Source organism: Halorubellus litoreus (assembly GCF_055378595.1).
On sequence record NZ_AP043836.1, the window covers coordinates 2414747 to 2436446 of the forward strand.

23 protein-coding genes and 1 pseudogene are annotated in these 21700 nt (G+C 71.4%); 15 read left to right on the forward strand and 9 right to left on the reverse strand.

The window, feature by feature from the left end; translation table 11 throughout:
* Window positions 1-56 precede the first annotated feature (56 nt).
* The 7 genes and pseudogenes from ACZ48X_RS16225 (at window position 57) to ACZ48X_RS16255 (ending at window position 7693) form a co-directional block, all read left to right on the forward strand.
* Complete coding sequence (locus ACZ48X_RS16225) at window positions 57-533, forward strand: DUF7283 family protein (RefSeq protein ID WP_336348715.1); 477 nt, start codon at window positions 57-59, stop codon at window positions 531-533.
* 1 nt (window position 534) lies between these two features.
* Window positions 535-939 (forward strand): DUF7285 family protein, encoded by a 405-nt coding sequence (locus ACZ48X_RS16230; RefSeq protein ID WP_336348714.1) that lies wholly within the window; start codon window positions 535-537, stop codon window positions 937-939.
* Window positions 936-1823 (forward strand): DUF7284 family protein, encoded by an 888-nt coding sequence (locus tag ACZ48X_RS16235; protein WP_336348713.1) that lies wholly within the window; start codon window positions 936-938, stop codon window positions 1821-1823. The genes ACZ48X_RS16230 and ACZ48X_RS16235 overlap by 4 nt, the downstream gene beginning before the upstream one ends.
* Window positions 1820-4876 (forward strand): annotated as a pseudogene (locus tag ACZ48X_RS16240) (DUF7286 family protein); the annotation flags it as partial. The gene ACZ48X_RS16235 and the pseudogene ACZ48X_RS16240, both read left to right, overlap by 4 nt.
* Window positions 4877-5035: 159 nt before the next feature.
* Window positions 5036-5467, forward strand: a complete 432-nt coding sequence (locus ACZ48X_RS16245; protein ID WP_379761994.1) for a DUF5791 family protein — start codon at window positions 5036-5038, stop codon at window positions 5465-5467.
* A 123-nt stretch (window positions 5468-5590) separates the two neighbouring features.
* Entirely contained in the window at window positions 5591-6490 is a 900-nt protein-coding gene (locus ACZ48X_RS16250; protein WP_336348711.1) for an NAD-dependent epimerase/dehydratase family protein, read from the forward strand.
* A gap of 57 nt (window positions 6491-6547) precedes the next feature.
* On the forward strand, window positions 6548-7693 hold the full coding sequence (locus tag ACZ48X_RS16255) for a DHH family phosphoesterase (RefSeq protein WP_379761781.1): 1146 nt from the start codon (window positions 6548-6550) through the stop codon (window positions 7691-7693).
* Window positions 7694-7714: 21 nt separating this feature from the next.
* On the opposite strand, the gene ACZ48X_RS16260 is transcribed toward ACZ48X_RS16255, so the two are convergent.
* The gene (locus ACZ48X_RS16260; protein ID WP_379761992.1) at window positions 7715-8974 is read right to left on the reverse strand and encodes an MFS transporter; all 1260 of its coding nucleotides are present in this window, start codon (window positions 8972-8974) and stop codon (window positions 7715-7717) included.
* Window positions 8975-9129: 155 nt separating this feature from the next.
* Here ACZ48X_RS16260 and ACZ48X_RS16265 point away from each other — a divergent pair, with 155 nt between their 5' ends.
* Window positions 9130-10224: an aldo/keto reductase gene (locus tag ACZ48X_RS16265; RefSeq protein ID WP_336348708.1), complete on the forward strand. Its 1095-nt coding sequence runs from the start codon at window positions 9130-9132 to the stop codon at window positions 10222-10224.
* 57 nt (window positions 10225-10281) lie between these two features.
* On the opposite strand, the gene ACZ48X_RS16270 is transcribed toward ACZ48X_RS16265, so the two are convergent.
* Window positions 10282-10449, reverse strand: a complete 168-nt coding sequence (locus ACZ48X_RS16270; protein WP_227131882.1) for an HVO_0758 family zinc finger protein — start codon at window positions 10447-10449, stop codon at window positions 10282-10284.
* Window positions 10450-10625: 176 nt separating this feature from the next.
* On the opposite strand from ACZ48X_RS16270, the gene ACZ48X_RS16275 reads away from it, so the two are divergent.
* A complete protein-coding gene (locus ACZ48X_RS16275; protein ID WP_379761990.1) occupies window positions 10626-11795 on the forward strand; it encodes an MFS transporter in 1170 nt (389 codons plus the stop codon).
* Window positions 11796-11841: 46 nt separating this feature from the next.
* Here the strand turns inward: ACZ48X_RS16275 and ACZ48X_RS16280 are convergent, their stop codons facing one another.
* On the reverse strand, window positions 11842-12060 hold the full coding sequence (locus ACZ48X_RS16280) for a hypothetical protein (RefSeq protein WP_336348706.1): 219 nt from the start codon (window positions 12058-12060) through the stop codon (window positions 11842-11844).
* A 146-nt stretch (window positions 12061-12206) separates the two neighbouring features.
* Between ACZ48X_RS16280 and ACZ48X_RS16285 the strand changes: the two genes are divergently transcribed.
* Window positions 12207-13304 carry a glycosyltransferase family protein gene (locus tag ACZ48X_RS16285; RefSeq protein WP_336348705.1) on the forward strand — a complete coding sequence of 366 codons (1098 nt, stop codon included), beginning with the start codon at window positions 12207-12209 and terminating at the stop codon, window positions 13302-13304.
* A gap of 9 nt (window positions 13305-13313) precedes the next feature.
* Here the strand turns inward: ACZ48X_RS16285 and ACZ48X_RS16290 are convergent, their stop codons facing one another.
* Window positions 13314-13949 carry a hypothetical protein gene (locus ACZ48X_RS16290; protein WP_336348704.1) on the reverse strand — a complete coding sequence of 212 codons (636 nt, stop codon included), beginning with the start codon at window positions 13947-13949 and terminating at the stop codon, window positions 13314-13316.
* Window positions 13950-14074: 125 nt separating this feature from the next.
* Here ACZ48X_RS16290 and ACZ48X_RS16295 point away from each other — a divergent pair, with 125 nt between their 5' ends.
* Window positions 14075-14614 (forward strand): DUF7109 family protein, encoded by a 540-nt coding sequence (locus ACZ48X_RS16295; RefSeq protein WP_336348703.1) that lies wholly within the window; start codon window positions 14075-14077, stop codon window positions 14612-14614.
* Between the two features lie 124 nt (window positions 14615-14738).
* The gene (locus ACZ48X_RS16300) at window positions 14739-15452 is read left to right on the forward strand and encodes a phosphoribosyltransferase (RefSeq protein ID WP_336348702.1); all 714 of its coding nucleotides are present in this window, start codon (window positions 14739-14741) and stop codon (window positions 15450-15452) included.
* Window positions 15453-15496: 44 nt separating this feature from the next.
* Here ACZ48X_RS16300 and ACZ48X_RS16305 read toward each other — a convergent pair whose 3' ends face one another.
* Window positions 15497-16975, reverse strand: coding sequence for an MATE family efflux transporter (locus ACZ48X_RS16305; protein ID WP_336348701.1), 1479 nt, complete (start codon window positions 16973-16975; stop codon window positions 15497-15499).
* A gap of 123 nt (window positions 16976-17098) precedes the next feature.
* Here ACZ48X_RS16305 and ACZ48X_RS16310 point away from each other — a divergent pair, with 123 nt between their 5' ends.
* The 3 genes from ACZ48X_RS16310 to ACZ48X_RS16320 are packed head-to-tail and all read left to right on the forward strand — an operon-like array spanning window position 17099 to window position 18902.
* On the forward strand, window positions 17099-17509 hold the full coding sequence (locus ACZ48X_RS16310) for a hypothetical protein (RefSeq protein WP_336348700.1): 411 nt from the start codon (window positions 17099-17101) through the stop codon (window positions 17507-17509).
* A gap of 56 nt (window positions 17510-17565) precedes the next feature.
* Entirely contained in the window at window positions 17566-18420 is an 855-nt protein-coding gene (gene mtnP, locus ACZ48X_RS16315; protein WP_336348699.1) for an S-methyl-5'-thioadenosine phosphorylase, read from the forward strand.
* An 11-nt stretch (window positions 18421-18431) separates the two neighbouring features.
* Window positions 18432-18902, forward strand: a complete 471-nt coding sequence (locus tag ACZ48X_RS16320) for a hypothetical protein (RefSeq protein WP_336348698.1) — start codon at window positions 18432-18434, stop codon at window positions 18900-18902.
* A 14-nt stretch (window positions 18903-18916) separates the two neighbouring features.
* Here ACZ48X_RS16320 and ACZ48X_RS16325 read toward each other — a convergent pair whose 3' ends face one another.
* The 4 genes from ACZ48X_RS16325 to ACZ48X_RS16340 all read right to left on the reverse strand — a co-directional run bounded on the left by ACZ48X_RS16325 (window position 18917) and on the right by ACZ48X_RS16340 (window position 21633).
* A complete protein-coding gene (locus tag ACZ48X_RS16325; protein ID WP_336348697.1) occupies window positions 18917-19201 on the reverse strand; it encodes a lipoyl domain-containing protein in 285 nt (94 codons plus the stop codon).
* Window positions 19198-20220 carry an alpha-ketoacid dehydrogenase subunit beta gene (locus tag ACZ48X_RS16330; RefSeq protein WP_336348696.1) on the reverse strand — a complete coding sequence of 341 codons (1023 nt, stop codon included), beginning with the start codon at window positions 20218-20220 and terminating at the stop codon, window positions 19198-19200. Before ACZ48X_RS16330 ends, ACZ48X_RS16325 begins: the two co-directional genes overlap by 4 nt.
* Window positions 20220-21236 (reverse strand): thiamine pyrophosphate-dependent dehydrogenase E1 component subunit alpha, encoded by a 1017-nt coding sequence (locus ACZ48X_RS16335; RefSeq protein ID WP_379761987.1) that lies wholly within the window; start codon window positions 21234-21236, stop codon window positions 20220-20222. Before ACZ48X_RS16335 ends, ACZ48X_RS16330 begins: the two co-directional genes overlap by 1 nt.
* Before the next feature lie 193 nt (window positions 21237-21429).
* Window positions 21430-21633: an HVO_0649 family zinc finger protein gene (locus tag ACZ48X_RS16340; protein ID WP_336348694.1), complete on the reverse strand. Its 204-nt coding sequence runs from the start codon at window positions 21631-21633 to the stop codon at window positions 21430-21432.
* Window positions 21634-21700 lie beyond the last annotated feature (67 nt).

A 21700-nucleotide genomic window follows, 5' to 3' on the forward strand; every position in this document is an offset into this window, starting at 1 on the left:
GTGCTGGTGCTCGAGGCCGCCGAGGGTTGAAGACGGATTGGGCGGCGACGGTCGGCATGCTCGACGTAGCTCCCGGAGCGACGTACTGGTTCCTCGGGCTCGCGGCCGCGAGCCTCGTCGTCGTCGGCGTCGCAGCCGACCTCCCGACGCGACCGCCGCCGGACGCGTCCGCGGCCGCGAACACCGTGGATGCTCTCGCCGCGAGCGAGTACGAGGGAACGGCCACGCACCCGGTCTCGGCGAACGCGGTCCGGGTGACGGCTCGCTCGCTCTCGCTGCGGTCGTCGGCGGGTTCGTCCCACGCCACGTTCGCGTTCGCGCCGGTGACGCCCGCGCCGCCCGGGTCCGCGCTCGCGGCGGTCGCCCGCGGCGCCCCACCCGGCGAGAGGTTCGAGTCGCCGCGAGCGCTCGCTGCCGCGGCCGAGACCGCCCGGCGTGACGCACGCGACGCCGACTGGCGGACCGCGAGCGATTCGGTCCGCGTCCGCCGCGTCAACTGGGGTGAGGTTCGTGTCACGCTCGTCCTCGCCTGAGGTGGCCGACCGCACTCGTTCATCTCGGGACGGACGCGGGCAAACCGGCCCGCTGCCGGCGCTCGCGGCGACGATGGTCGTCGGCGCGGCGCTCGCGCTGTACGCGAGCTCGCTCTACGGTGCGTTCCCCGAGCCCGCGGACCCGCGCGTCGCGGAGCCGACGCTCCAGCGGGCCGTGGACGCGCTCGCGACCGACGGCGTCGTCCGCCCCGGCGACCTCGCGGACGCCCGTTCGACCGCGCCCGACGGCTACGACGCCGCGTTCGTGCTCGCGACCGACGACGACCGCTGGCGCGTCGGCCCGGCGAGCCCGCCCGACGCTGCGAGTGCAACGCGACCCGTCGCCGTTCGCGTCGCCCCCGGCGTCGTCGTCACCGGCCGCCTCCGCGTCGTGGTGTGGCGATGAGTTCGACTGACAGCGAATCCAGCGGCGACCGCCCTCGCGCTCGGAGCGACCGTGCGTCGAGCACGACGCTCGACGTCGTCTGCTGTCTCCTCCTCGTCTCCGCCGCCGTCGGCGTTCTCGCGGCCGCCTCCCCGCCGCCAGAGGCTCACGACGCGCGGACCGCTGACCGCGCGACGACGCTGCTGTCCACGACGACCACCACGGTCGACGCTCCCGGCGACCGACGCACCCACGGGACGCTCGCGGCGCTACTCGCTCGTGCAGCGGTCGCGGACTTCGGTGTTCCCGGGAGCGGCTCGGTCGACACCAGCGGCTCGCCGGACGCCGGGAACCGGTTCCGGGCAGGTGTCGCGAACCGAACGCGGACCACGTTCGCGGGTCTCGACGCGGTGGTGAACGTCACGGCGTCGTACGCGCCACTCCCTGGGAGCGAAGCGTCGGGGGAGGCGACGGTTGGGCCGGCGGTGCCGCGGGACGTGGACGTCTCGGTCGCTCGCATCCGGGTGCCCGTCGGAAGCGGTCCGAACCCGGGCGAGGTTCGAGGTGCGGCGGCCGAGGACGGCGTTCAGGGGGTTGCGCGCACCGTGGCGGACGCGACGGTCCCCACGGTGCTGGCGCCGTCGCGGACGCGCTGGGCGCTCCGCGACCCCGCGACGCGGTCCGCGGTCGTCTCGCGGTACCGGACGCTCGGAGGAGCGCTGGACGTGGAGCCGACGGGCGCGCTCGCCGGCGGTCGCGTCCAGCGCGCGAACGCGCTCCTCTCGCGATCGCTCGCCGACCGGTACGTCGCCGCAGTGCGCTCGGAGTACGAGACCCCCGAGGAGGCCGCGGCCGCTGCCAGGCCGCGCGTCGTCGTTCTCACCGTCAGGACGTGGTCGCCGTGAGGCTCGCCGACGACGACCGCGGTCGCGTCCCGTTCGCGCTCGTCGGCGCGCTCCTGCTCGTCGCCGCCGCGGGCGTCGCCGCCACCGTCTCCCGGCCGACGCCCGAGCCCGCGCGGCCCGACGCCGCGGTCGCGGTGGAGCGAGCGACCGCCGGCGCGCGCACCGCGCTCAGGACGGCGGTCTCGACGGCGCTCGCACGTGGCGCCGCGAACCCCGTCGTCTCGCCGGCGGACACCCCTTACGGGCGCGTCCTGAACGACAGTCGCCCGTACCGTGACGCGCTGAGCGTCCGCGGATACGTTCGCGTCGAGCGTGCGCTCGCCGCGACGACCGTCCGCGTCGGCGACGCGACCGCCACGCTCTCGCTCCCCGACGTCGACGACCCCGACGACCTCCGAGCCGCGAAGCGACGCGTCTCGCTGTCCGGGCGGGGGAACGCGACCGTCGCGGTCGCCGTCCGGAACGTCTCCCTGACCGTGCGCGTCGACGACCGCGTCGTCCGCCGCGAAAAACGGTCGTTCGCCGTGACGGTCGCATCGCCCGCGCTCGCGCTCCACGACCAGGTCGCGGCGTACGACGAACGCCTCTCGCGTGGCGCGGTCGCCGGCCACGGGTTCGGTCGACAGTTCGCGGCGCGCCTCTACGCGCTGGCGTGGCTCCGCGGAGGCGCGCAGTACGCCGGCGGGCCGGTCGGGAACGTCCTCGCGACCCGGCACGTCGCGCTCGCCGCGAACGGCGCGGCGCTCGCGACCCAGCGCGGCACGTTCGGCAGGGCGGACGCGGCCGGCGTCCGCGCGTACCGGCGCGCCATCGCTCGCGTCGGCGTCCGCGAGTTCACCCAGCAGTGGAAGCGCCCGGGCGCGAACGCCGAACGCTACCTCGACGCCGTCCTCGGGTCGCATCCCGGCGGGACGTTCGCGTACACCTCGCCCGACGTCCCCGCGATACCGGAACCCGACGCCGGCCCCGAGAGCGCGCTCTCGGTGTCGGTGGGTGCGACCGCCGACGACGCGTTCGCCGCGTTCCTCGCCGGCGAGGACGGGCCGGGACTCGACGCCGTCGTCGGTGCGAGCTACGACGCCGCGCTCCGGCCGGCGGTCCGCACGCGAACCGTCGAGCGCGCGCCGACGCCGGACCCGCGGTCGCCCGGCCCGAACTGGACCGCCGGCTCGACGACCACGAGCCGGGACGTCGCCGTCGCCGACGGGTCCGGTCCCATCCCTGCGCCGCGAGCCGACGAGACGCGCGTCCACGCCGCGACGCGGTCGGTGACCGTCACGCGGACGGCGCGGACCACGTGGACGCGACGGAACGAGACGACCGAGCGGACCGAGAGAACCGAGACGACCGACACCACGCAGGGTCGCGTGCGCGTGGGCGTCGCCGTGCACGCCAGTCACCGGCCGAACGCGAGCGACCGCGTCGACCTCGACGCGGTCACCGGCGCCGTCCCGTCGGCGTTCCGCGAGCGCTCCGACGTCGACCCGAACCTCGTGGACGTGGCGCGCGACGCGGACCGCGCGCTCGCCGTCCAGGGCGGCGTCGACAGCATCGCCGGCCGTGCTGCCGTCGGCGACCCCGGCCTGCGGACGATTCCGGCACGCGGCCGGACGACGAACCGGACCCGAGCGGTCGTCTATGATGCCGTCGCCACCCTCCGCGAGGACGTCCGGAACCTCTCCGTCGCCGTCGAGCGCGAGAGCGCGCTCACCGGCGACCCGGCGACAGCGGCCCTCCTCGACGCCGTCCGCGACCGCCGAGCGGCGCTCGCACCGGCGCGCGCCGAGTACGACTCCGTCGCGGCGCTCGCCACCGTCGCCGCCGAACGCGCGTACCTCGCTCGCGTCGAAGCGCGCCTCGAAGCGAGGGTGCGCGCCGACGAACGCGTCCTCTCCCGTGCTCGCCGTGCGGTCGACCGGACGGTCGCGGACGTGACCGACCGCGCCGTCGGCGGCGTCGCCGCCGTCCAGCGCGCCATCCAGGATACCGACGACGACCCGCCGCCAGCGGCGTCGAACCACCTCGTCGGCGACGTCGACGTCGCCGTCATGGGGTCGCCGTCGTACCTCGTCGTCGACGGCGTCGACGCCGAGCGCGTCCCGTCGGTCGCGCGCGCCAGCAGCGTGCATCCGCTCGCCGCGCGGAACGTGAACGTCTTCACCGTGCCCTCGGGAGACGTCGCGTCGCGCGTCGTCGACGCGGTCGCACCCGGCGCCGGCGGGACGACGCTCCGCGCGGCCGTCCGCCAGCTCGAGCGCGCCGGGGACGTCCCCGAAGCCGACCGGACGGACGCGCTCACCGGACGCGAGAATCGCGTGCGGGACGCGGTCGCCGCGTCCGTCGCCGCCACCCGCGGGCGGGTTGCGTCGACGCTCGCCGCACGCACCGCGCTCGAACGAGACGTCGCGAGCGCCGCCGTCGCGGACGCGTTCGCGACCTACTCGACGACCGCCGCTCGCGGTCGCGCCATCGTGAACGAGAGCGCCACCGCCCGTATCGTCGCCGCGACCGCAGAGCGCGCCGCGGACACCGCAGGAGTCAGTACCGTCGACGCGCAGTTCCGGGACGCGACGCGAACGCACGTCGCCGCGGCGCTCCGGCGAGCGCGCGCCAGCAGCACCGTCCGACCCGCGGACGACCTCGTCGCGGAACTCCGGTCGTACCTCGACGCGCGCGCCGGCGGCGTCGCCGAGAACGCCACGCGCGAGTTCGTCGGCGGCGCCACGAACTCGACGAACGCGTCGTTCCTCGGCCTCCCGCTCGCGCCCGTCCCCGGACACTGGTACGCGACCGCGAACGTCTGGGTCGTGGACGCGAACGCCACGTACCCGACGTTCGCCGTCCGAGCGCGCGACGGCACAGCCAGTGGCGCCGGCGGGACGACGTACGTCCGCGACGGCGCGGCGGTCGCCGTGGACGTCGACGGCGACGGCGTCGACGACCGCCTCGGGTACGCCGACCGCGTCACCGCGCGCGCCACCGTCCCCGTCGCCGTCGTCGTCCCACCCGGTCGCGGCGGCCTCGGCGACCGGAACCTCGTCGCGTTCGAGGACTCACCCGGGTGGCCGAACCCAGTCCCCGACACCAGACCGGGCGCGAGCGACGCCGTCGACGAAACGGCGAGGAACGAGACCGCGAACGCGTCGACCGCCACTCGCTGTCGTCGCGGCGAGTGTGATGGAGATTTGTACCCGCGGCGGCAACGACCGTCCATGTTCCACGACCAGCGCCACGACGTCGACGGGCTCTCCGTCGACGACCTCCGCGCCGAGTACGCCCAGGACCTCGCCGCCGTCGTCGAGAGCCACGGCGTCGACGCCGTCGTCGACGCCACCGGCCTCGACCGCGACGCCGTCGAACGGCTCGCCGACGCCGACCTCCCCGAGGGCCTCTCGCTCGCGGACGCCGCGGCCGTGCTCTCCCTGAAGGACGGCGTCGCCGACCCCGACACCGTCGTCGAGATCGCGTGCGATCACCTCCTGCTCGGGATGACCACCGGCGTCATGGACGTCGACGCCGTCGAGAGCGACCTCGCCATCGAACTGGACGCGAAGGAGGTCCAGCAGAAGATCGAGCGCCGCGCACCCATGTCGTTCGACGAGTACGTCCACATCCAGCACGTCATCGCCAGCCGCCAGCGCTGACCGATGCGGTCAGGGGTCGCGAGCCGCCAGCGCTGACCGCGCACGGCGAGGTCGCCGGCCGCCGGTCGCCATCGCCGCCGCGAGACGGGAGGGTTCAAGTTCGTGCTCGCCCGACCGTCGCGTATGCGAGTGGTCGTCCTCGGCTGTGGGTACGTCGGTATCGAACTCGGCCGCCAGCTCGTCGACCGCGGGCACGACGTCGTCGGCGTCCGCCGGAGCGAATCGGGGCTCGACGCCATCGAGGGCGCGGGCTTCGACGGCGTGCAGGCGGACGTCACGGACGCCGAATCGGTCGCGGCGCTCCCGGACGCCGACGCGCTAGTGTTCGCCGCCTCCTCGGGCGGGCGTGGGGCCGACGTCGCCCGCGAGGTGTACGTCGACGGCCTCCAGACCGCGCTCGGCGAGTACGCGACCCGGGACGACCCGCCGCGACGCCTCGTCTACACGTCCAGCACTGGCGTGTTCGGCGACCACGGCGGCGACTGGGTGGACGAGTCCACGCCCATCGATCCGACGACCGCGAAGACGCGGGTGCTCGCGAGCGCCGAAGCCGTCGCGCTCGCCGCCGACCGTCTCTACGGCATCGACGGCACCGTCGCGCGCTTCGCCGGGCTCTACGGCCCCGACCGGTACCGGCTGGAGCGGTACGTCGACGGCCCCGTCACCGAAGGCTACCTGAACATGATCCATCGCGACGACGCCGCCGGCGCCGTCCGGTTCCTCCTCGAGACCGACCGCGCTCGCGGCGACGTCGTCCACGTCGTCGACGACGAACCCGTCTCGAAGTGGACGTTCGCCGACCACCTCGCCGACGCCTGCGGCGAACCCGCGCCCGAGAAGCAGACGACGACCGAACGCCTCGCCGACGGCGACCTCTCCGCCGCCGCCGAACGCCGCATCCGCGCCGAGAAACGCGTCGACAACTCGCGGCTCCGCGACCTCGGCTACGAGTTCCGGTACCCCACGTACCGCGAGGGCTATACCGCCGCTATCGACGCGTACACCGACACGACCGACCGATAACGCGGCGATTCGCCCGATGGGGGAACCTTCTTTGCCTCCGGCCCTATGTGGTCGGTCATGGCACTGCGGTTCGACGCGTCGCCGGCGCACGTCCCTCTCCAGTTCGTCGGTGACGAGCTCTCGATGCCCGCGCTCGCCGCCGTCGCCGTCGTCGCACTCGGCGCGCTCGGCGCGCTCGCCTGGTGGTGGAAGCGACGACAGCATCCGGCACGCCGACTGAAGCGTGCGTTCGGGAGCGTCGACGACGTCTCCATCCTCATGCACCCGAACCCGGACCCGGACGCGATGGCGTCGGCGATGGCTGCCGCGACCATCGCTCGCAACGCCGACGCGACCCCCGTCCTCCAGTACCCGGGGTCGATACGACACCAGGAGAACCGCGCGTTCCGGACCGTCCTCGACCTGGAGCTCGACTGTATCGAGACCCGCGGCGACCTCCACGACGACGTCGTCCTCGTCGACCACAACGAACCGCGCGGGTTCCAGGGCGCCGAAGGCGTCGACCCGCTCGCGGTCGTCGACCATCACCCCGGCGACGGCACCGGCCGCGTGACGGACGTCCGGCCGGACGTCGGCGCGTGCGCGTCGCTGTTCGTCGATTACTTCGAGGAGCTCGACGCGACCGTCGGCGCGGACGACGGCCTCTCCATTTCCCCGCATCTCGCGACCGGGCTCGTGTACGGCATCCAGTCGGACACGAACCACCTGACGAAGGGCTGTAGCGAGCACGAGTTCGAGGCGAGCGCGTACCTCTACCCCGCGATCAACGAGGACTTGCTCGACCGGATCGCGAACCCGCAGGTCCCCGTGGAGGTCCTGCAGACGAAGGCGAAAGCCATCATGAATCACGAGGTCGAGGGGTCGTACGCGGTCTGCGACCTCGACGACGTCCCGAACGTGGACGCCATCCCGCAGGCGGCGGACGAGCTCACGCACCGCGAGGGCGTCACCGCCGTCGTCGTGTTCGGGAACCACGACGGGACCGTGCACGTCTCCGGGCGCTCGCGCGACGACCGCGTTCACATGGGCGAGGCGCTCCAGGCCGCCGTCGAGGGCATCCCGATGGCGGAGGCCGGCGGGCACGCACGCATGGGCGGCGGCCAGCTCTCGCTTGACCACATGAACGGTATCGGGCCGAGCGACGGCGTCAGCCGCGAGGAGTTCTCGCAGCGATTGTTCACCGCGATGGCCGGCGACTACTGACCTCGCTGGGTGACCGTTCGATCAGTCGACGGATTCGTCGGAGTGAGAACCGACCATCGGGACGAACTGCCCGGTCTCCCGGTGGACGCCGGCGAGGAGGACGACCGCGGCGGCGGCGGGGAGTATCGCGCAGGCGACGTAGATGGGCGCGAACCCGAGGCGGTCGACGAGCGGGAGCGTGACGATGGGCCCGAATCCGCCGCCGATGTCACCGAAGACGTTGTTCGTCCCGACCGCGCGCCCCATGCGGTCCTCGGGGACGAGGTCCGCGAGCAGCGCCATGAGCGGGCCGCTCGTGCCGCCCTGGCCGACGCCGACGCAGAGGCAGGCGAGCGCGAGCGTCCCGACGGAGTCGGCCGCGGCGAGCCCGAGGAACCCGAGCGACGTCGCGGCGAGGAACCCGAGGAGGACGGGGACGCGTGACGCGCGCCGGTCGCTCACGTACCCGCCGGCGTACATCGACAGGCCGGCGGCGACGACCGTGACGCCCATGAAGATGCCCGACGACCCCTGCGCGTCGAACCCGAAGACGGTGATGGTGTTCTCGGCGAGGAAGAGGACGAGCGTCGCGAACAGCGCACCGATGTAGACGAAGAGGACGGCGAAGTTCACGATGCCGACGGTGAGCGCGGGCACGCTCGTGTCGACGTCCCACGGCTTCGCGGTCGTCGACTCGCCGGGGTCGACGTGCGTCTCGGGGACGGTCGCGTACGCGACGACGCTGGCGAGGAACGCGAACGCGCTCGCGACGGCGAACGCGGTGACGGTGCTCGCGAGTTCGCTGACGACGCCGCCGACGACGACGCCCGTCGGGAACCCGAACAGGACGCCACCGCGGATGAGGCCCATGTTCGCGCCGCGGGACCCGGCGTCGCTGACGTCCGAGGCGATCGTGTACGCGGTCGCGAACACGAGCGCGCTCCCGACGCCCCAGAGGATGCGAGCGAGCATGAACCAGCCCTCGGGGAACGGCGCGAGCATCGCGACGACGTATCCCAGCGTCGCGACGCCCTGGACGACCATCCCGACGACGAACGGTTTCCGGGTGCCGATGCGGTCGACGAGCGCGCCCGCCGGCGCGTTCGCGAACAGCCGCGAGAACCGGTTCGCGCTCAGGATGAGGCCGACGAGGAACGACGAGAACCCGAGGACCTCCCCGAGGTTCGGGAGGATCGGGTAGATGACGCCACCGCCGAACCCGATGAAGAACGTGCTCGCGATGACCGCGGCGACGACGACGCCGTCGCCGGATCCGCCGACGCGAGCGCCGAACCGGCGCACGAGTCCGTCGACGAGTCGACGCGGCGCGCTCACAGGTGTCCTCCGGGCTGTAGTCTCGTCACTGGCCGGCTTACGACGGTCGACCTCATGACGGTTGTGAAGTCCGAACCGGGTCGAACGCGGGTCTTTTGTCGCCACCACCGCTAGCGACCGGTATGGTCACGCAGACGGCGACGTGGGACTACCGAGACCGTCACACCGACGACTTCGGGCGGACGTACTTCCGGCGGTTCGGGGACGGCGTCGTCTCCAGTATCGGCCTCGGCACGTACCTCGGCGACGCGACGGACGCGGTCGACGACGCGTACCACGACGCGATAGTCGAGGCGGTCGAGAGCGGTATCAGCGTGGTCGATACCGCGCGGAACTATCGTGCGCAACGCAGCGAGCGCGTCGTCGGCCGCGCCATCGCGGACGTCGACGTCGACCGGGAGGCGCTCCTCGTCGCCTCCAAGTGCGGGTTCGTGCCGTTCGACGGCGACCGCCCCGACGACCCCGGGCGGTACGTCCGCGAGCGGTTCGTCGACGACGGCCCCCTCGAGCGCGAGGACCTCGTCGCCGGCCAGCACGCGATGACGCCCGCGTTCGTCCACGACCAGCTCGACCGGTCGCTCGACGCGCTCGACCTCGACGTCATCGACCTGTACTACCTGCACAACCCCGAGGTCCAGCTCGCCGAGCACGACCGGGAGACGGTGTACGACGCCATCGAGGACGCGTTCGTCGCGATGGAGGAACGCGTCGCGACCGGCGACCTCCGGCACTACGGCGTCGCGACCTGGGAGTGCTTCCGCGTCCCCCGCGACCACCCGAAGTACCTCTCGCTCGCCGAAGTCGTCTCGCGCGCCCGTGCCGCGGCCGACCGCGTCGGGAACGCCGCCACGTCCTTCCGCGCGGTCCAACTGCCGTTCAACGTCCACATGGCGGGCGCGTTCACCGAGAAGAGCCAGTCGAGCGCCGACGGCGACGTCAGCGTCCTCGAACTCGCGAACACCGCCGGTCTCGACGTGTTCACGTCCGCGTCCCTCCACCAGGGCGACCTCGCCACCGCCGACGCCATCCCGGACGCCGTCGACGCGAAACTCGACGGCGACACGCCCGCCCAGCGAGCGATCAACTTCGCGCGGTCCGCGCCCGGCGTCACCAGCGCGCTCGTCGGCGCGTCCTCGACCGCGCACGTCGCTGACAACGTCGCCGCCGGCGCGTTCGACCCCCTCGGCGCCGACGCGTTCGACGCGACGTTCGAGTAGTCAGCGCGTTCGAGTAGTCAGCGCGTTCGACGCGACGGTCGAGCGCGCGCTGTGGCTCTACAGTTCCTTCCACTCGCCGCCGCACTCCTCGCAGACGCGCACCGTCCCGATCTCGTCCGGGTCGTTCTTCGTCCCGAGCTTCTTCTCGCACTCGGCGCAGTTCAGTCGCTCGTACGTATCCTTGAACAGCGAGCCGTCGCGGAGCGCCTTCCTGACAGATTTCATGCTCCGGCCTACGAACTCACGTAATAAAACCCTGCGGTGACCCCTCCAGGTGTTGACGCGAGACGTTCGAATCTGAACCGGCACGCCAGTTTCGGTTCGAAATACGTAAGCGGACGACCGTCGAAGGCCGATGCGTGACACAGGGACGGACGAAACTGTTCGGTGCGATGTGCGCGATGGTGTTCCTCGTGAACTTCCCGCGCGTCGCGTTCGCGCCGATGCTCGACGCGCTCGCCGCATCCTTCGACGTCACGTCCCAGGGCAAGATCGGTCTCATCGCGACGCTCGTCTGGCTCGGGAGCGCGCTCCCACGCATCCCGACCGGCTGGCTGCTCACGCGCGTCCCCCGGCATCACGTCGTCCTCGGCACCGGCCTCGTCCTGACGGGCGCGGCGACGTTCACGACGTTCGCGTGGTCGCTCCCGAGCGTGTACGTCGGCTCGCTCCTCATGGGCGTCGCCAGCGGCGCGTACTTCATCGCCGCGAACCCGCTCGTCTCCGAGCTGTTCCCCGAGAGCGTCGGGCGAGCGCTCGGTATCCACGGGACCGCCAGTCAGGTCGCGGCGGTCGCCGCGCCGCTGTTCGTCGGCGTCGCGCTCGCCGCGGCGTGGATATCGGTTCCGTTCGAGCGCTGGCGGCTCGTGTTCGCCAGCATCGCCGTGTTCGCCGCGGTCACCACGACCGCGTTCTACCTCGTCGCGCGTCGCGCCGAACTCCCGGACGCCGGCGCGGACGACCGAGACCTCATCGCCGGGGCGCGCGCACAGTGGCCGCTCGTCGTCGCCGGCGTCGTCTTCCTCGGGTTCACGGGGTTCGTCTGGAACGGCGTCTTCAACTTCTACGTCCAGTACCTCGACGTCGCGAAGGACGTCGCGCGCCCGACCGGCCGCGTCCTCCTCACGGGGATCTTCGCCGCGGGCGTCCCCGCGTTCTGGCTGACCGGGAGACTCATGGACCGCGTCCCGCACGTCCCCGTCATCCTCGCCATCCTCGGCGGGTTCGCGACGCTCCTGATGGCGCTCACGGTCGTCTCCGGTCTGTACGCGGTCGTCGCCGTCTCGCTCGCCATCGGGTACGTCATCCACTCGCTGTTCCCCGCGATGGACATCTACCTCCTGGACGCGCTCCCCGACGAACACCGAGGGAGCGCGTACGCGCTCTACTCGGGGACGATGATGCTCGTGCAGTCCACGGGCAGCGTCGCACTCGGTACGATGCGCGACCTCGACGTGACGTTCACGGCGGCGTTCCAGGGGTACGCCGCGCTCGTCGCCGGCCTCGTCGTCGTCCTCGTCGCGCTCCACGTCGCCGGCCGCCTCCCGACGAAAGCGCGCGCCGTCAACTGACGGCGCCCCGGTCGAGCGCAGCGTGGCGCGCCCTCGCCGGTCTCGGTCACCAGAACGAGCGCTCCGCGAACCGCGTGTTCCCGCACTCCCGGCACTGCGCGGGCGGCCCGCCGTAGTGCTCGCCGCACTCGGTGCACGTGTACGGCCGTCGCACGTAGTTGACCGGCGCGAGGACGAAGTCGAACACCCAGAGGACTCGGAACAGCCACGCGACGCCGTGGTAGAGCCCGCGCAGCACCCAGAGGACGCCGTCCAGCAGGTCCATGCGTTCGAACACGCTCCACTCATACGAAAAACAGTTCGATTCGCCGACGGGTGCGCTCGGTGGTGGACTCGCCCATTGGTGCGCTCGGTGGGTGCGACGTTCCGTCATCGCGCCGATTATACAACTCCGGGCCTCACTCTCACGTGATGGAGTACGTCCAGGAGCGCGTGACGACCCTCCACGATTACGGGGACGCTGACCCGGTGGCGCCGACGGAGCGCGCGGCGGTCGTGGTGCCGATGACCGAACGCGAGTACGCCGGGCTGGCGCCCGAGCGCACGCTCTCGGCGCTCGAAGCCGTCGACCCCGGGAAGGTCGTCGTCCCGCTGTCGGCGTCGCCCGAGCACGTCGGCGACTTCGCGGACTGGCTCGCGTCCTTCGACCTCGACGCGGACCTCCTCTGGTGCAACAGCGACGAGGTCGACGCCGTCCTCGCCGACCACGACCTCGGCGGTGCCGCGGGCAAGGGCCGCGACGTCTGGCTCGCGCTCGGGCACGCCGCCGACGTCGCCGAGTTCGTCGCCTGCCACGACGCGGACGCGAAGACGTACACCGACCGGCACGTCCCGAAGCTCCTCTCGCCGCTCGCCGGCGAGTACGCGTTCTCGAAGGGCTACTACGCCAGGGTCGAGAACGACCAGCTCTACGGCCGGCTCTTCCGCCTGTTCGTCCGCCCGCTCGTCAGGGCGCTCGACGACGCGACCGACCACGCGTTCGTGGACTACCTCGACGCGTTCCGGTACGCGCTCGCCGGCGAGTTCGCCATGACGAGCGACCTCGCCCGCGAGGTCCGCGCACAACGCGAGTTCGGCCTGGAGATCGGGACGCTCGCCGACGCGTACGCGCACGCAGGCTTCGAGCGCTCCGCGCAGGTGGATCTCGGCCGCCACGAGCACGACCACCGCGCCGTCTCCGGGCCGACAGGGCTCTCGGACATGAGCCAGCAGGTCGGGCGCGCGCTGTTCAACGCGCTCGCCGACCACGACGTCCCCGTGGACTACGACGCGCTCCGCGACACCTATCGGGACACCGCGAGCGCGCTCGTCGACCAGTACGCCGCCGACGCCGCGTTCAACGACTTCGCGTACGACGCCCACGACGAACGCGACCAGATAGAAGCCTACGCGCCCGCCGTCAAAGCGCCCGACCGCGACGACCGCCTCCCCGCGTGGCACGACGTTCCCCTCCACCCCGAGACCGTCCTCGACGCCAGCCACCGCGCCATCGAGCGCGTCCGGGACTGACTCGCGAGTTCAGTCGCCGACACCGGCGGCGTCGCCGACGACCTCGAACCCGACCGCGTGCGCCGCGTTCCGCCCGGTGCCCCAGTAGACGAACCGGTACGACCCCGGCTCAAGGGGGCCACAGACGCGGTACGTCGGCGTGTACTCGAAGGCGTCCGTGAGTCCTCGCTTCGAGACGGTGACCGTCCATTCGAAGCCGCTCCCGGGTTCGTGCCGCACCGCGTTGTCGATGATACCCCAATTGTCGGGTGCGATTCCGAAGATGCTGCGCCAGCCGTCGCCGGTGGCGCGCTGGACGTCGAGCTTCTTGCTGACGCCCGTCGTCTGCGCGTCGTCGCTGACGTTCGTCAACGCGAACGTGACGTCGTCGCCGAGCGCGACCCGGTCGGCGCTCGCGGTGAGCCGGAACCCGTCACGTGGACCGGGGCCGGCCGCGGTCCAGTACGGGTCGCGGGGCTCGGTGCGCTCGCCGCAGGACGTCGCCGGGTCGGCGACGCCCTCGGCGAACGTGGTCGCTTCCGCCGCAGTCGCGTCCCCCACGGTCGTCCCCCGGGTCGAGTCGCGTGACGCGAACGACTGACAACCGCCGACGACGGTCGCGGTGCTGGCGGCGAGCGCGGCGAGAACGCGACGACGGGCAGGCATCGTCGGGACCACGACCAGCCCCGAAAAGTGTCTTGTGCCGTTCTCGCCGACGTCGCTCGAACCGTCGGCAACCCGCGACGCCGTCGCCCGAACGGTTTTGGTGTCGCGCGCGAACCGGTCTTGACGTGACCGAATCCGACGCCGCGGACGGGGGCGAGGAGGTGCTGTCGGCGGACGAGCTCGCGGGCGTCCTCGAGCTGTTCGGGGCGCTCAGCGAGTCGGAGTTCGTGCGGGCGGTGAACGAGGCGGCGTTCCGCGCCGGTCGCGAGGTGGACGACGACGCGCTCGCGGACCGGGTGAACGCGGCCGCGGAGTCGTTCCACGTCGTCCGCGTCGAACCCGACGCCGTGCCGCTCGTCGTCCCCGCACTCGACGGCGACGAGGCCGCGTACGTGCCCGGCCCGCGGGCGTGGCCCGAGGAACCCGAGCACGGCGAGGACCTCCCGCACATCCTCGACGTCGACGCCCGCGACGTCGACCGGGAGGCGTTGGCGGTCCGCGTCCGCAGGCAACTCCGCGCTGCCGTCGAACGGGCCGCCGCTCGCGGCGACGCCGAACGCCTCCACGACGTCGTCGACGTCACGTACGACGTCGAAGCGTGGGCCGACGTCGACCTCGCCGACACCCGCGGGCTCGCCGACGGTGCACTCGCGAACATAGAGTAGTTCCTCGCGAGCGGAAGCGCCCGTCGGCGTGCCACGTTCCGGCGTGGGTTCTCGTCGCGCCGACGTCGCGGTGAATCATCGCTGTGAGTAAACGGTTAAGTGGCGACGCGGCCGATTCGCGGACATGAGCGACCTGCCGGAGGACTTCAAGTGCACCATCACGAACTGGGAGTACATCTACTCGCTGTGCCGGGACGTCTCGAACGACGTGAAGCGGGACGCGTTCGAGCCGGACGTGGTCGTGGCGCTCGCTCGCGGCGGCTGGTTCGCGGGCCGGTGCATCTGTGACTTCCTCGGGCTGGACGACCTGACGAGCCTGAAGATGGAGCACTACGTCGGGACCGCGCAGAAGGCAGACGAGCCCCAGGTCCGGTACCCGATGCCCGAGGGGAGTGTGGACGGGAAGGACGTCCTCATCATCGACGACATCGCGGACACCGGGGGGAGCATCCGGCGCGCCGAGGAGTACGTGATGGAGCGCGACGCGGGCGAGGTCCGGACCGCAACGCTCCAGTTGCTGGATACGAGCGAGTTCGAGCCGGATTACGTCGGCGAGAACTTGGAGGAGTGGGCGTGGATGGTGTACCCGTGGAACTTCATCGAGGACATGATCGACGTCATCTCGGGCGTCATGGAGCGCGCCGACGAGGACGCGTTCTCGAAGGCGGACATCCGCCACTATCTCTCGGAGTACCACGACGTCGAGCGCATCGAGATGGAGATCGCGCAACCGAACCGGATGACGGAGGTACTCACTGAGATGGAGCGGCGTGGTGTCGTCGCGGACGCCGGCCCCGGCGAGTGGCGTCTCGTGGACGACGAGGCCGCGGACGACTGAGGGTCCGCGGACGATTGCGGGAGGGTGACAGGTGCGGGGGTTCGTCAGTCGTCGGTCGCGACGGGGTCGCTCGGGGAGCCGGTCGCGTCGTCGGTCGTCGTCGATTCGCTCGTTCTCGAGTCGTCGGTATCGCTGTCGCGGTCGACGACGCTGTCCTTCCACGTGCCGCGCGTGAACCACGCCATCGCGGCGAGGCAGCCGACGACGTCGCCGACGGCGACCGCGATCCAGATGCCGGTCGCGCCGAAGTCGCCGGCGATGGCGAGCGCGAACGTCACGGGGACGCGGACGGCCCAGAGTGCGACGGCGCTGAACGCGAGCGCGGTCTTCGTGTCGCCGGCGCCGCGGAACGCGCCGAGGAACACCTGGAACGCGCCGACGAACGAGAACGCGACCGCCATCACGCGCAGGTACTCGGCGCCGAGACGGATGGTCTCGGTCGCGGTCGCGGACTCGGTGCGGAGGAAGACGGAGACGATGGGTTCGGCGAACGCGAGCGCGACGACGGCGACGACGAGCATGACGACGGCGACGAGTTTCGCGGCGAGCCACGTCGCTCGTGCGGCGCGCTCGGGTTTGTCCGCGCCGAGGTTCTGGCCGACGACCGTGTTCGTCGCCTGCCCGAGTCCCATCGCGGGGAGGAACACGAGCGAGATGAGGCGGTTCCCGAGGCCGTACGCGGCGACGACGGCGGGCGGGAACGTCGCGATCATCGCGGTGAGGGTGACCATCGCGAGCGACGCCATCGACTGTTCGAGCGCCGAGGGGACGCCGACGCGCACGATCTCCGCGATGGAGTCGAGGTCGGGGACGAGGTGCGCGCGTTCGATTGTCGGGCCGACGGTCGTCCCGAAGAGGACGTAGAACCCGAGCACGGCGGCGATGGCGCGACTGAGGACGGTCGCGACCGCGGCGCCCTCGATGCCCATCGCGGGAATCCCGAGCGCCGGGAACCCGAAGATGAGCAGCGGGTCGATGACGACGTTCACGACGACCGAGACGAACATGATCCGCATCGGCGTCCGGGTGTTCCCGTACCCGCGTAGCAGGCTGACGAAGACGAAGAACCCGAAGAGCGCGGGGCTGCCGAGGAAGAACAGCCGCATGTAGTCCGCGGCGAGCGGGATGACCCGGGCTTTCGTCTCGGGGTCCGCGGGGAACAGGCCGAGCATCGCGTCCGTGACGAGGAAGCCAAGGACGGCGAGGACGACCGAGACGCCGAGGACGAACGTGAGCGTCTGGCCGGCGACCTTCCCGGCGGCGTCGTCGCCGCCCGCGCCCGTGTGCTGGGCGACGAGGATGGCGCCCGCGGCGGTGAACCCGCCGCCGACCGAGATGAGGAGGAAGATGATGGGGAACGCGAGACTGAGCGCGCCGACCGCGTCCGCCGACAGCGCGCCGAGCCAGAACGTGTCCGCGACGTTGTACGCCACCTGCAGCAGCTGGATGACGATCATCGGCCACGCCAGCGCCACCATCGGTCCGAGGAGGTCTCCCTTGGTCAACTCGCGATTCTCGGTCATACGAACCGAAACGCTTCCGGCCCGTAAGAAGGCTCGTAGCCCTTGTTAGCGCGTCGCAACGTCGAGGACGTGCTCTCTCGTCCATCGACGGGATTTTTCGCCGAGGCGTTCGACGGACCGGTCGTGTCCCCCGAAAGTTCGCCCCGTGGCCGGTCGGTACTCGCCGCCGCGGCGCGGTTCGTCGCGCACTGGCTCGCGCTGTCGGTCGGCCTCGTCCCGTTCGCGTTCGTCGTCGACGCACTCGACGTCGGCCCCGTGTGGCTCGTCGGCGGCACGACGCTCGGGCTGGCCGCCGTGGCGGTCGACCGCGACGTCGCCGTTCGCACCACCGCTGCGCTCTCGCTCGCGGCGGTCTCGTCGTTCTTCGCGGCCCAGGCCGCGGCCGGTGGCGCCCTCGGCGAGCCGTCGACGGCGTGGACCGTCGGTGCCGCCGTCCTCGCGTACCTCGCCGCCGGCGTCGTCGTGTCCATCGACGTCCCAGCCCGCGTCCGGGCGCTCGTCGACCCCGTCGAGCGCGGCCGGTCGAGGGACTGACCCCACGACGCCACCGACTCGTCGCACTTAAATCCGCGGCGAGGGAACGCCGTGGTATGTCCATCGGCATCATCGGTGGGAGCGGCATCTACGAGGCGCTCCCCCTGGAAGACGTCGAGAAGCGAAGCGTGACCACGCCGTTCGGCGAACCGAGCGACGACCTCACCGTCGGTACGCTCCACGGGAAGGACGTCGTGTTCCTGCCGCGGCACGGCCCCGACCACCAGCACACACCGACGAACGCGCCGTACAAAGCGAACGTCTATGCCCTCAAGGACGCGGGCGTCGACCGCGTCATCTCCACGAACGCCGTCGGGAGCCTCCGCGAGGACCTCCCGCCGCGCGCGCTCCTCGTTCCCGACCAGATCTTCGACCGGACGAGCCAGCGCGAGCACACGTTCTTCGGCGACGGCATGGTCGTCCACATGGGGTTCGCGGACCCCTACGACCCCGCGCTCAAGTCGCACCTCGCGGACGCCGCCGAGTCCGCGGACCACGACGCCACCGTCGAGGAGGACGGGACGTACGTCTGCATCGAGGGCCCGCAGTACTCGACGCGCGCCGAGAGCGAGTTCTACCGCGAGCAGGGCTGGGACGTCGTCGGCATGACCGCTATTCCGGAGGCGAAGCTCGCACGGGAGGCCGAACTCGCGTACGCGACCGTCACGGGCGTCACGGACTACGACGTCTGGAAGGCGGACAACGAGGTGACGCTCCAGGAAGTGCTGGACAACGCCGCCGCGAACCAGGAGTCCATCAACGCCGTCGTCGAGGAGGCCGTGCGGACGATGCCAGAGGACTTCGAGAGCGACGCCTGGTCCGCGTTGGAGGGCACGGTCAACACGCCGACCGAGGCGATTCCGGAGGAGACCAGAGAGCGCGTGGAACTGCTCGCCGGCGACTACCTCTGAGGCGACGGCCGATGTCGTCGCTGCCGCGTCCCTCCGCGGTCGTTCGCTCCGGCGTCGCGAGAGCCGTGGCCGTCGGCGTCGGCGCGTTCCTCGTCTTCGGGACCGTGACGGGCCTCATTCCGAACCCCGTCTACGTCCGCATGGTCGAGCGAACGCTCGCGGACTACGCGTTCCTCGTCGCGACCGCCGCGTTCGCGGGCGCGTTCGTCTACCAGCGCTCGCGCGTCGCCGACCCGCTCGGTGACGGGTACGCCGCGGGGAGCGTCGCCGCCGGCGTCCTCGCGTTCGGGTGCCCGATCTGTAACGCCGTCCTGCTGGCGCTGTTCAGTTCGTCCGCGCTCATGACGCACTTCGACCCGCTCCGGCCGTACCTCGGCGTCGCGAGCGTCGCGCTGTTCGCGGGGCTGCTCTACTGGCAGTACCGCCGGGACTGCGCCGCGTGCGAAGCGAGTGGGGACGCCGACGCGGTCGCTGGTGAGTGACGGCGACGCGGTCCTCAGGCCGGTCGGACGTACGCGAGGGTGTCGTCGCGCGTGAACTCGTCGTTCTCGCCGAGCACGACCTCGTCGACGACGCCCGCGACGGGTGCGGGGACGTCGATGCTGACCTTCTCTATCTGTATCTCGCAGAGCGTGTCGCCCGCGTCGACGGTCGCGCCCTCGCGGACGAACCAGTTCGCGACGACGCCCTCGTCGATGTCGTCGGCGTCCTCGGGCCACACGGACGCGAGCGTGACCGCGACGCGTTCGCCCGCCGACTCGGTGTCGCTCGTCCCGCTCATTCCTGGGTGTCGCGGACCGCGGCTTCGATGTCGTCGACGCCCGGGATGACCTCGTCCTCGAGCGGTCGGGCGTACGGGATGGGGACGTCCGGGACGGCGACGCGCCGGACGGACTCGAGGTCGTCGAGCGCGTGCTCGGCGGCGAGCGCCGCTATCTCGCTCGTCACGCCGAACGACCGGTAGTCCTCGTCGACGACGACCAGGTGGCCCGTCTTCCGGACGGAGTCGAGGACGGCGTCGGTGTCGAGCGGCACGAGCGTCCGCAAGTCGAGCACCTCGGCGTCGATGTCGTCGTCGGCGAGCGCGTCCGCGGCCTCCAGCGCGCGGTGGACGTGAAGGCCGAGCGTCACGACGGTCACGTCCGAGCCCTCGCGCTTCACGTCGGCCTCGCCGAACGGAATCTCGTACGGATCCTCGGGGACGTCGGTCTTCGGGCCGGTCGGCGACGGCATCCAGCCCAGGCCCATCAGGCGCTTGTGGAACATGTACACGACCGGGTCGTCGTCCCTGATGGCGGAATGCATCAGGCCCTTCGCGTCGTACGCCGTGCTCGGGACGACCACCTTCATGCCGGGGAGGTGCGCGAACGTCCCGTACAGCGTCTGGGAGTGCTGTGCGGCGTCGTTGTACGTCCCGCCGACGGCGGCGGTGAGCACCATCGGGACGTTCACCGACCCCCCGGACATGTAGGTGTTCTTCGCCATGTTGTTGTAGATCTGGTCCATCGCGACGCCGAAGAAGTCGACGAACATCAGTTCCACGATGGGGCGCATCCCGGCCTGTGCGGCGCCGACGCCCGCGCCGATGTAACTCGTCTCCGAGATGGGGACGTCCATCACGCGGTCGTGCCCGAACTCGTCGGCGAGGTCGGTTGCGGAACTGAAGATGCCGCCGTAGTCCGCGACGTCCTCGCCCATGAGGAACACCTCGTCGTTCTCGCGCATCTCGCTCGCGACCGCTTCGACCATCGCGCGACTCATCGTGAGTTCGCGCTCGGCGGCCTCCTGCGTTTGGGCCATCACTCCTCACCTCCGTCGGTCGCCGCGGTCGTAGACGTCTCGCCGGCCGCGCCCGCCGGTGGGTTCGCGAACACGTCCTCGTGCGCTGCGCTCGGGTCGGGCTCTGGCTGCTCCTTCGCCCAGTCGATGGCGTGGTCGACGCGATTCTCCGCCCCCTCGCGTATCTCGTCGACCTCGTCGCCGGTCACGCCGTACTTCCGGAGGTCCTCGGCGAGTCGTTCGATGGAGTCCCGCGCCTTGTGGCGTTCGACGTCGGCCTCGGGCCGGTACCCCTCGGCGTCGCCCATGAAGTGACCCATGCGGCGATGCACCTGTACCTCCAGTAGCGTCGGGCCGTTCCCGTCGCGAGCGCGCCCGACCGCTCGCTCGGCGGCCTCGTAGACGTCGATGGCGTCGTCGTGGTCGACGCGCTCGCCGTGCATCTCGAAGCCGTCGGCGCGCTTCGAGCCGTCGCGGACGTCCGTGACGCGTTCCTTGGGCATGCTGATCGCCCAGTCGTTGTCCTCGACGACGAACACGACGGGGAGGTTCTGGACGCTCGCGAAGTTCAGCGACTCGAGGAACCCGCCCTGGTCGATGGCGCCCTCGCCGAGGAACGCGACCGCGACTGCGTCCGTGTTGCGCTTCTTCGCCGCCAGTGCCGCGCCGACCGCGGGCGGACAGCCCTGTGCGATGATGCCACTGCACGCGAAGTTCACGTCCGGGTCGAACAGGTGCATGTGGCCGCCCTTCCCCTTCGAGAGCCCTGTCTCGCGCCCGAATATCTCGGCGGTCATCCGCTTCAGGTCGACGCCCTTCGCGATGGCGATGTGGTGCGGTCGGTGCGGCGCGGTGACGGTGTCGTCGTCGCGGAGGTGCGCGCAGACGCCGGCGCCCGAGGCCTCGTGACCGGCGGCGAGGTGGAGTTCACCCGGTATCGGACCGGCGGAGATGTCGAACGCGGGCTGTTTGCCCTCCATGTACTCCTCCTGGAGGCGCTCCTCGTAGTAGCGCGCCGTCACCATGTCCTCGTACATCGACCGCAGGACTGATTCGCTTGGCATGATACACCATACCAGACGTCGGGCTGGCGCAAAAATCGCCACTACACGGTTACTGGCGGAGACGCACCCAGCTCCACGCCAGCTCGCGACGGGATTCGAACCGGAACCCGCCGGGTGGCGTCAGGTGGTTACCATCCGTGAACGCGACGGTCCACCGCCGAGAGCGTCAGTCGCGAAGGGTGACGGTCCGGATGCGGTTGTTCCCGCAGCTCGGACAGAGGTGGCGGTAGTCGATCCGGCGGCCGTTGGTCGACGCACGCCAACTGCCGTCCTCGTCGTGGTACCCGCACTCGGGGCAGGTGAGATCGGTCCCCTCGTAGCGGTCGTTGAGTCGGTCGATGAGCGACGACCCGCCTGCGCTTCGGGACATGCGAACGAACTACGACCCCCACCGCAATAAGTCATGCCATGTCTTGACATGGCACTGTAGCGGGGTG

What these genes read in the sequence shown, in the direction of transcription:
- ACZ48X_RS16340 (WP_336348694.1), bottom strand. Translation starts at nt 21,633, where the DNA reads ATGTCCCGAAGCGCAGGCGGGTCGTCGCTCATCGACCGACTCAACGAC.
- ACZ48X_RS16330 (WP_336348696.1), bottom strand. Translation starts at nt 20,220, where the DNA reads ATGGCCCAAACGCAGGAGGCCGCCGAGCGCGAACTCACGATGAGTCGC.
- mtnP (WP_336348699.1), top strand. Translation starts at nt 17,566, where the DNA reads ATGTCCATCGGCATCATCGGTGGGAGCGGCATCTACGAGGCGCTCCCC.
- ACZ48X_RS16225 (WP_336348715.1), top strand. Translation starts at nt 57, where the DNA reads ATGCTCGACGTAGCTCCCGGAGCGACGTACTGGTTCCTCGGGCTCGCG.
- ACZ48X_RS16265 (WP_336348708.1), top strand. Translation starts at nt 9,130, where the DNA reads ATGGTCACGCAGACGGCGACGTGGGACTACCGAGACCGTCACACCGAC.
- ACZ48X_RS16290 (WP_336348704.1), bottom strand. Translation starts at nt 13,949, where the DNA reads ATGCCTGCCCGTCGTCGCGTTCTCGCCGCGCTCGCCGCCAGCACCGCG.
- ACZ48X_RS16245 (WP_379761994.1), top strand. Translation starts at nt 5,036, where the DNA reads ATGTTCCACGACCAGCGCCACGACGTCGACGGGCTCTCCGTCGACGAC.
- ACZ48X_RS16275 (WP_379761990.1), top strand. Translation starts at nt 10,626, where the DNA reads ATGGTGTTCCTCGTGAACTTCCCGCGCGTCGCGTTCGCGCCGATGCTC.
- ACZ48X_RS16320 (WP_336348698.1), top strand. Translation starts at nt 18,432, where the DNA reads ATGTCGTCGCTGCCGCGTCCCTCCGCGGTCGTTCGCTCCGGCGTCGCG.
- ACZ48X_RS16250 (WP_336348711.1), top strand. Translation starts at nt 5,591, where the DNA reads ATGCGAGTGGTCGTCCTCGGCTGTGGGTACGTCGGTATCGAACTCGGC.
- ACZ48X_RS16235 (WP_336348713.1), top strand. Translation starts at nt 936, where the DNA reads ATGAGTTCGACTGACAGCGAATCCAGCGGCGACCGCCCTCGCGCTCGG.
- ACZ48X_RS16300 (WP_336348702.1), top strand. Translation starts at nt 14,739, where the DNA reads ATGAGCGACCTGCCGGAGGACTTCAAGTGCACCATCACGAACTGGGAG.
- ACZ48X_RS16270 (WP_227131882.1), bottom strand. Translation starts at nt 10,449, where the DNA reads ATGAAATCTGTCAGGAAGGCGCTCCGCGACGGCTCGCTGTTCAAGGAT.
- ACZ48X_RS16335 (WP_379761987.1), bottom strand. Translation starts at nt 21,236, where the DNA reads ATGTACGAGGACATGGTGACGGCGCGCTACTACGAGGAGCGCCTCCAG.
- ACZ48X_RS16255 (WP_379761781.1), top strand. Translation starts at nt 6,548, where the DNA reads ATGGCACTGCGGTTCGACGCGTCGCCGGCGCACGTCCCTCTCCAGTTC.
- ACZ48X_RS16325 (WP_336348697.1), bottom strand. Translation starts at nt 19,201, where the DNA reads ATGAGCGGGACGAGCGACACCGAGTCGGCGGGCGAACGCGTCGCGGTC.
- ACZ48X_RS16280 (WP_336348706.1), bottom strand. Translation starts at nt 12,060, where the DNA reads ATGGACCTGCTGGACGGCGTCCTCTGGGTGCTGCGCGGGCTCTACCAC.
- ACZ48X_RS16285 (WP_336348705.1), top strand. Translation starts at nt 12,207, where the DNA reads ATGGAGTACGTCCAGGAGCGCGTGACGACCCTCCACGATTACGGGGAC.
- ACZ48X_RS16305 (WP_336348701.1), bottom strand. Translation starts at nt 16,975, where the DNA reads ATGACCGAGAATCGCGAGTTGACCAAGGGAGACCTCCTCGGACCGATG.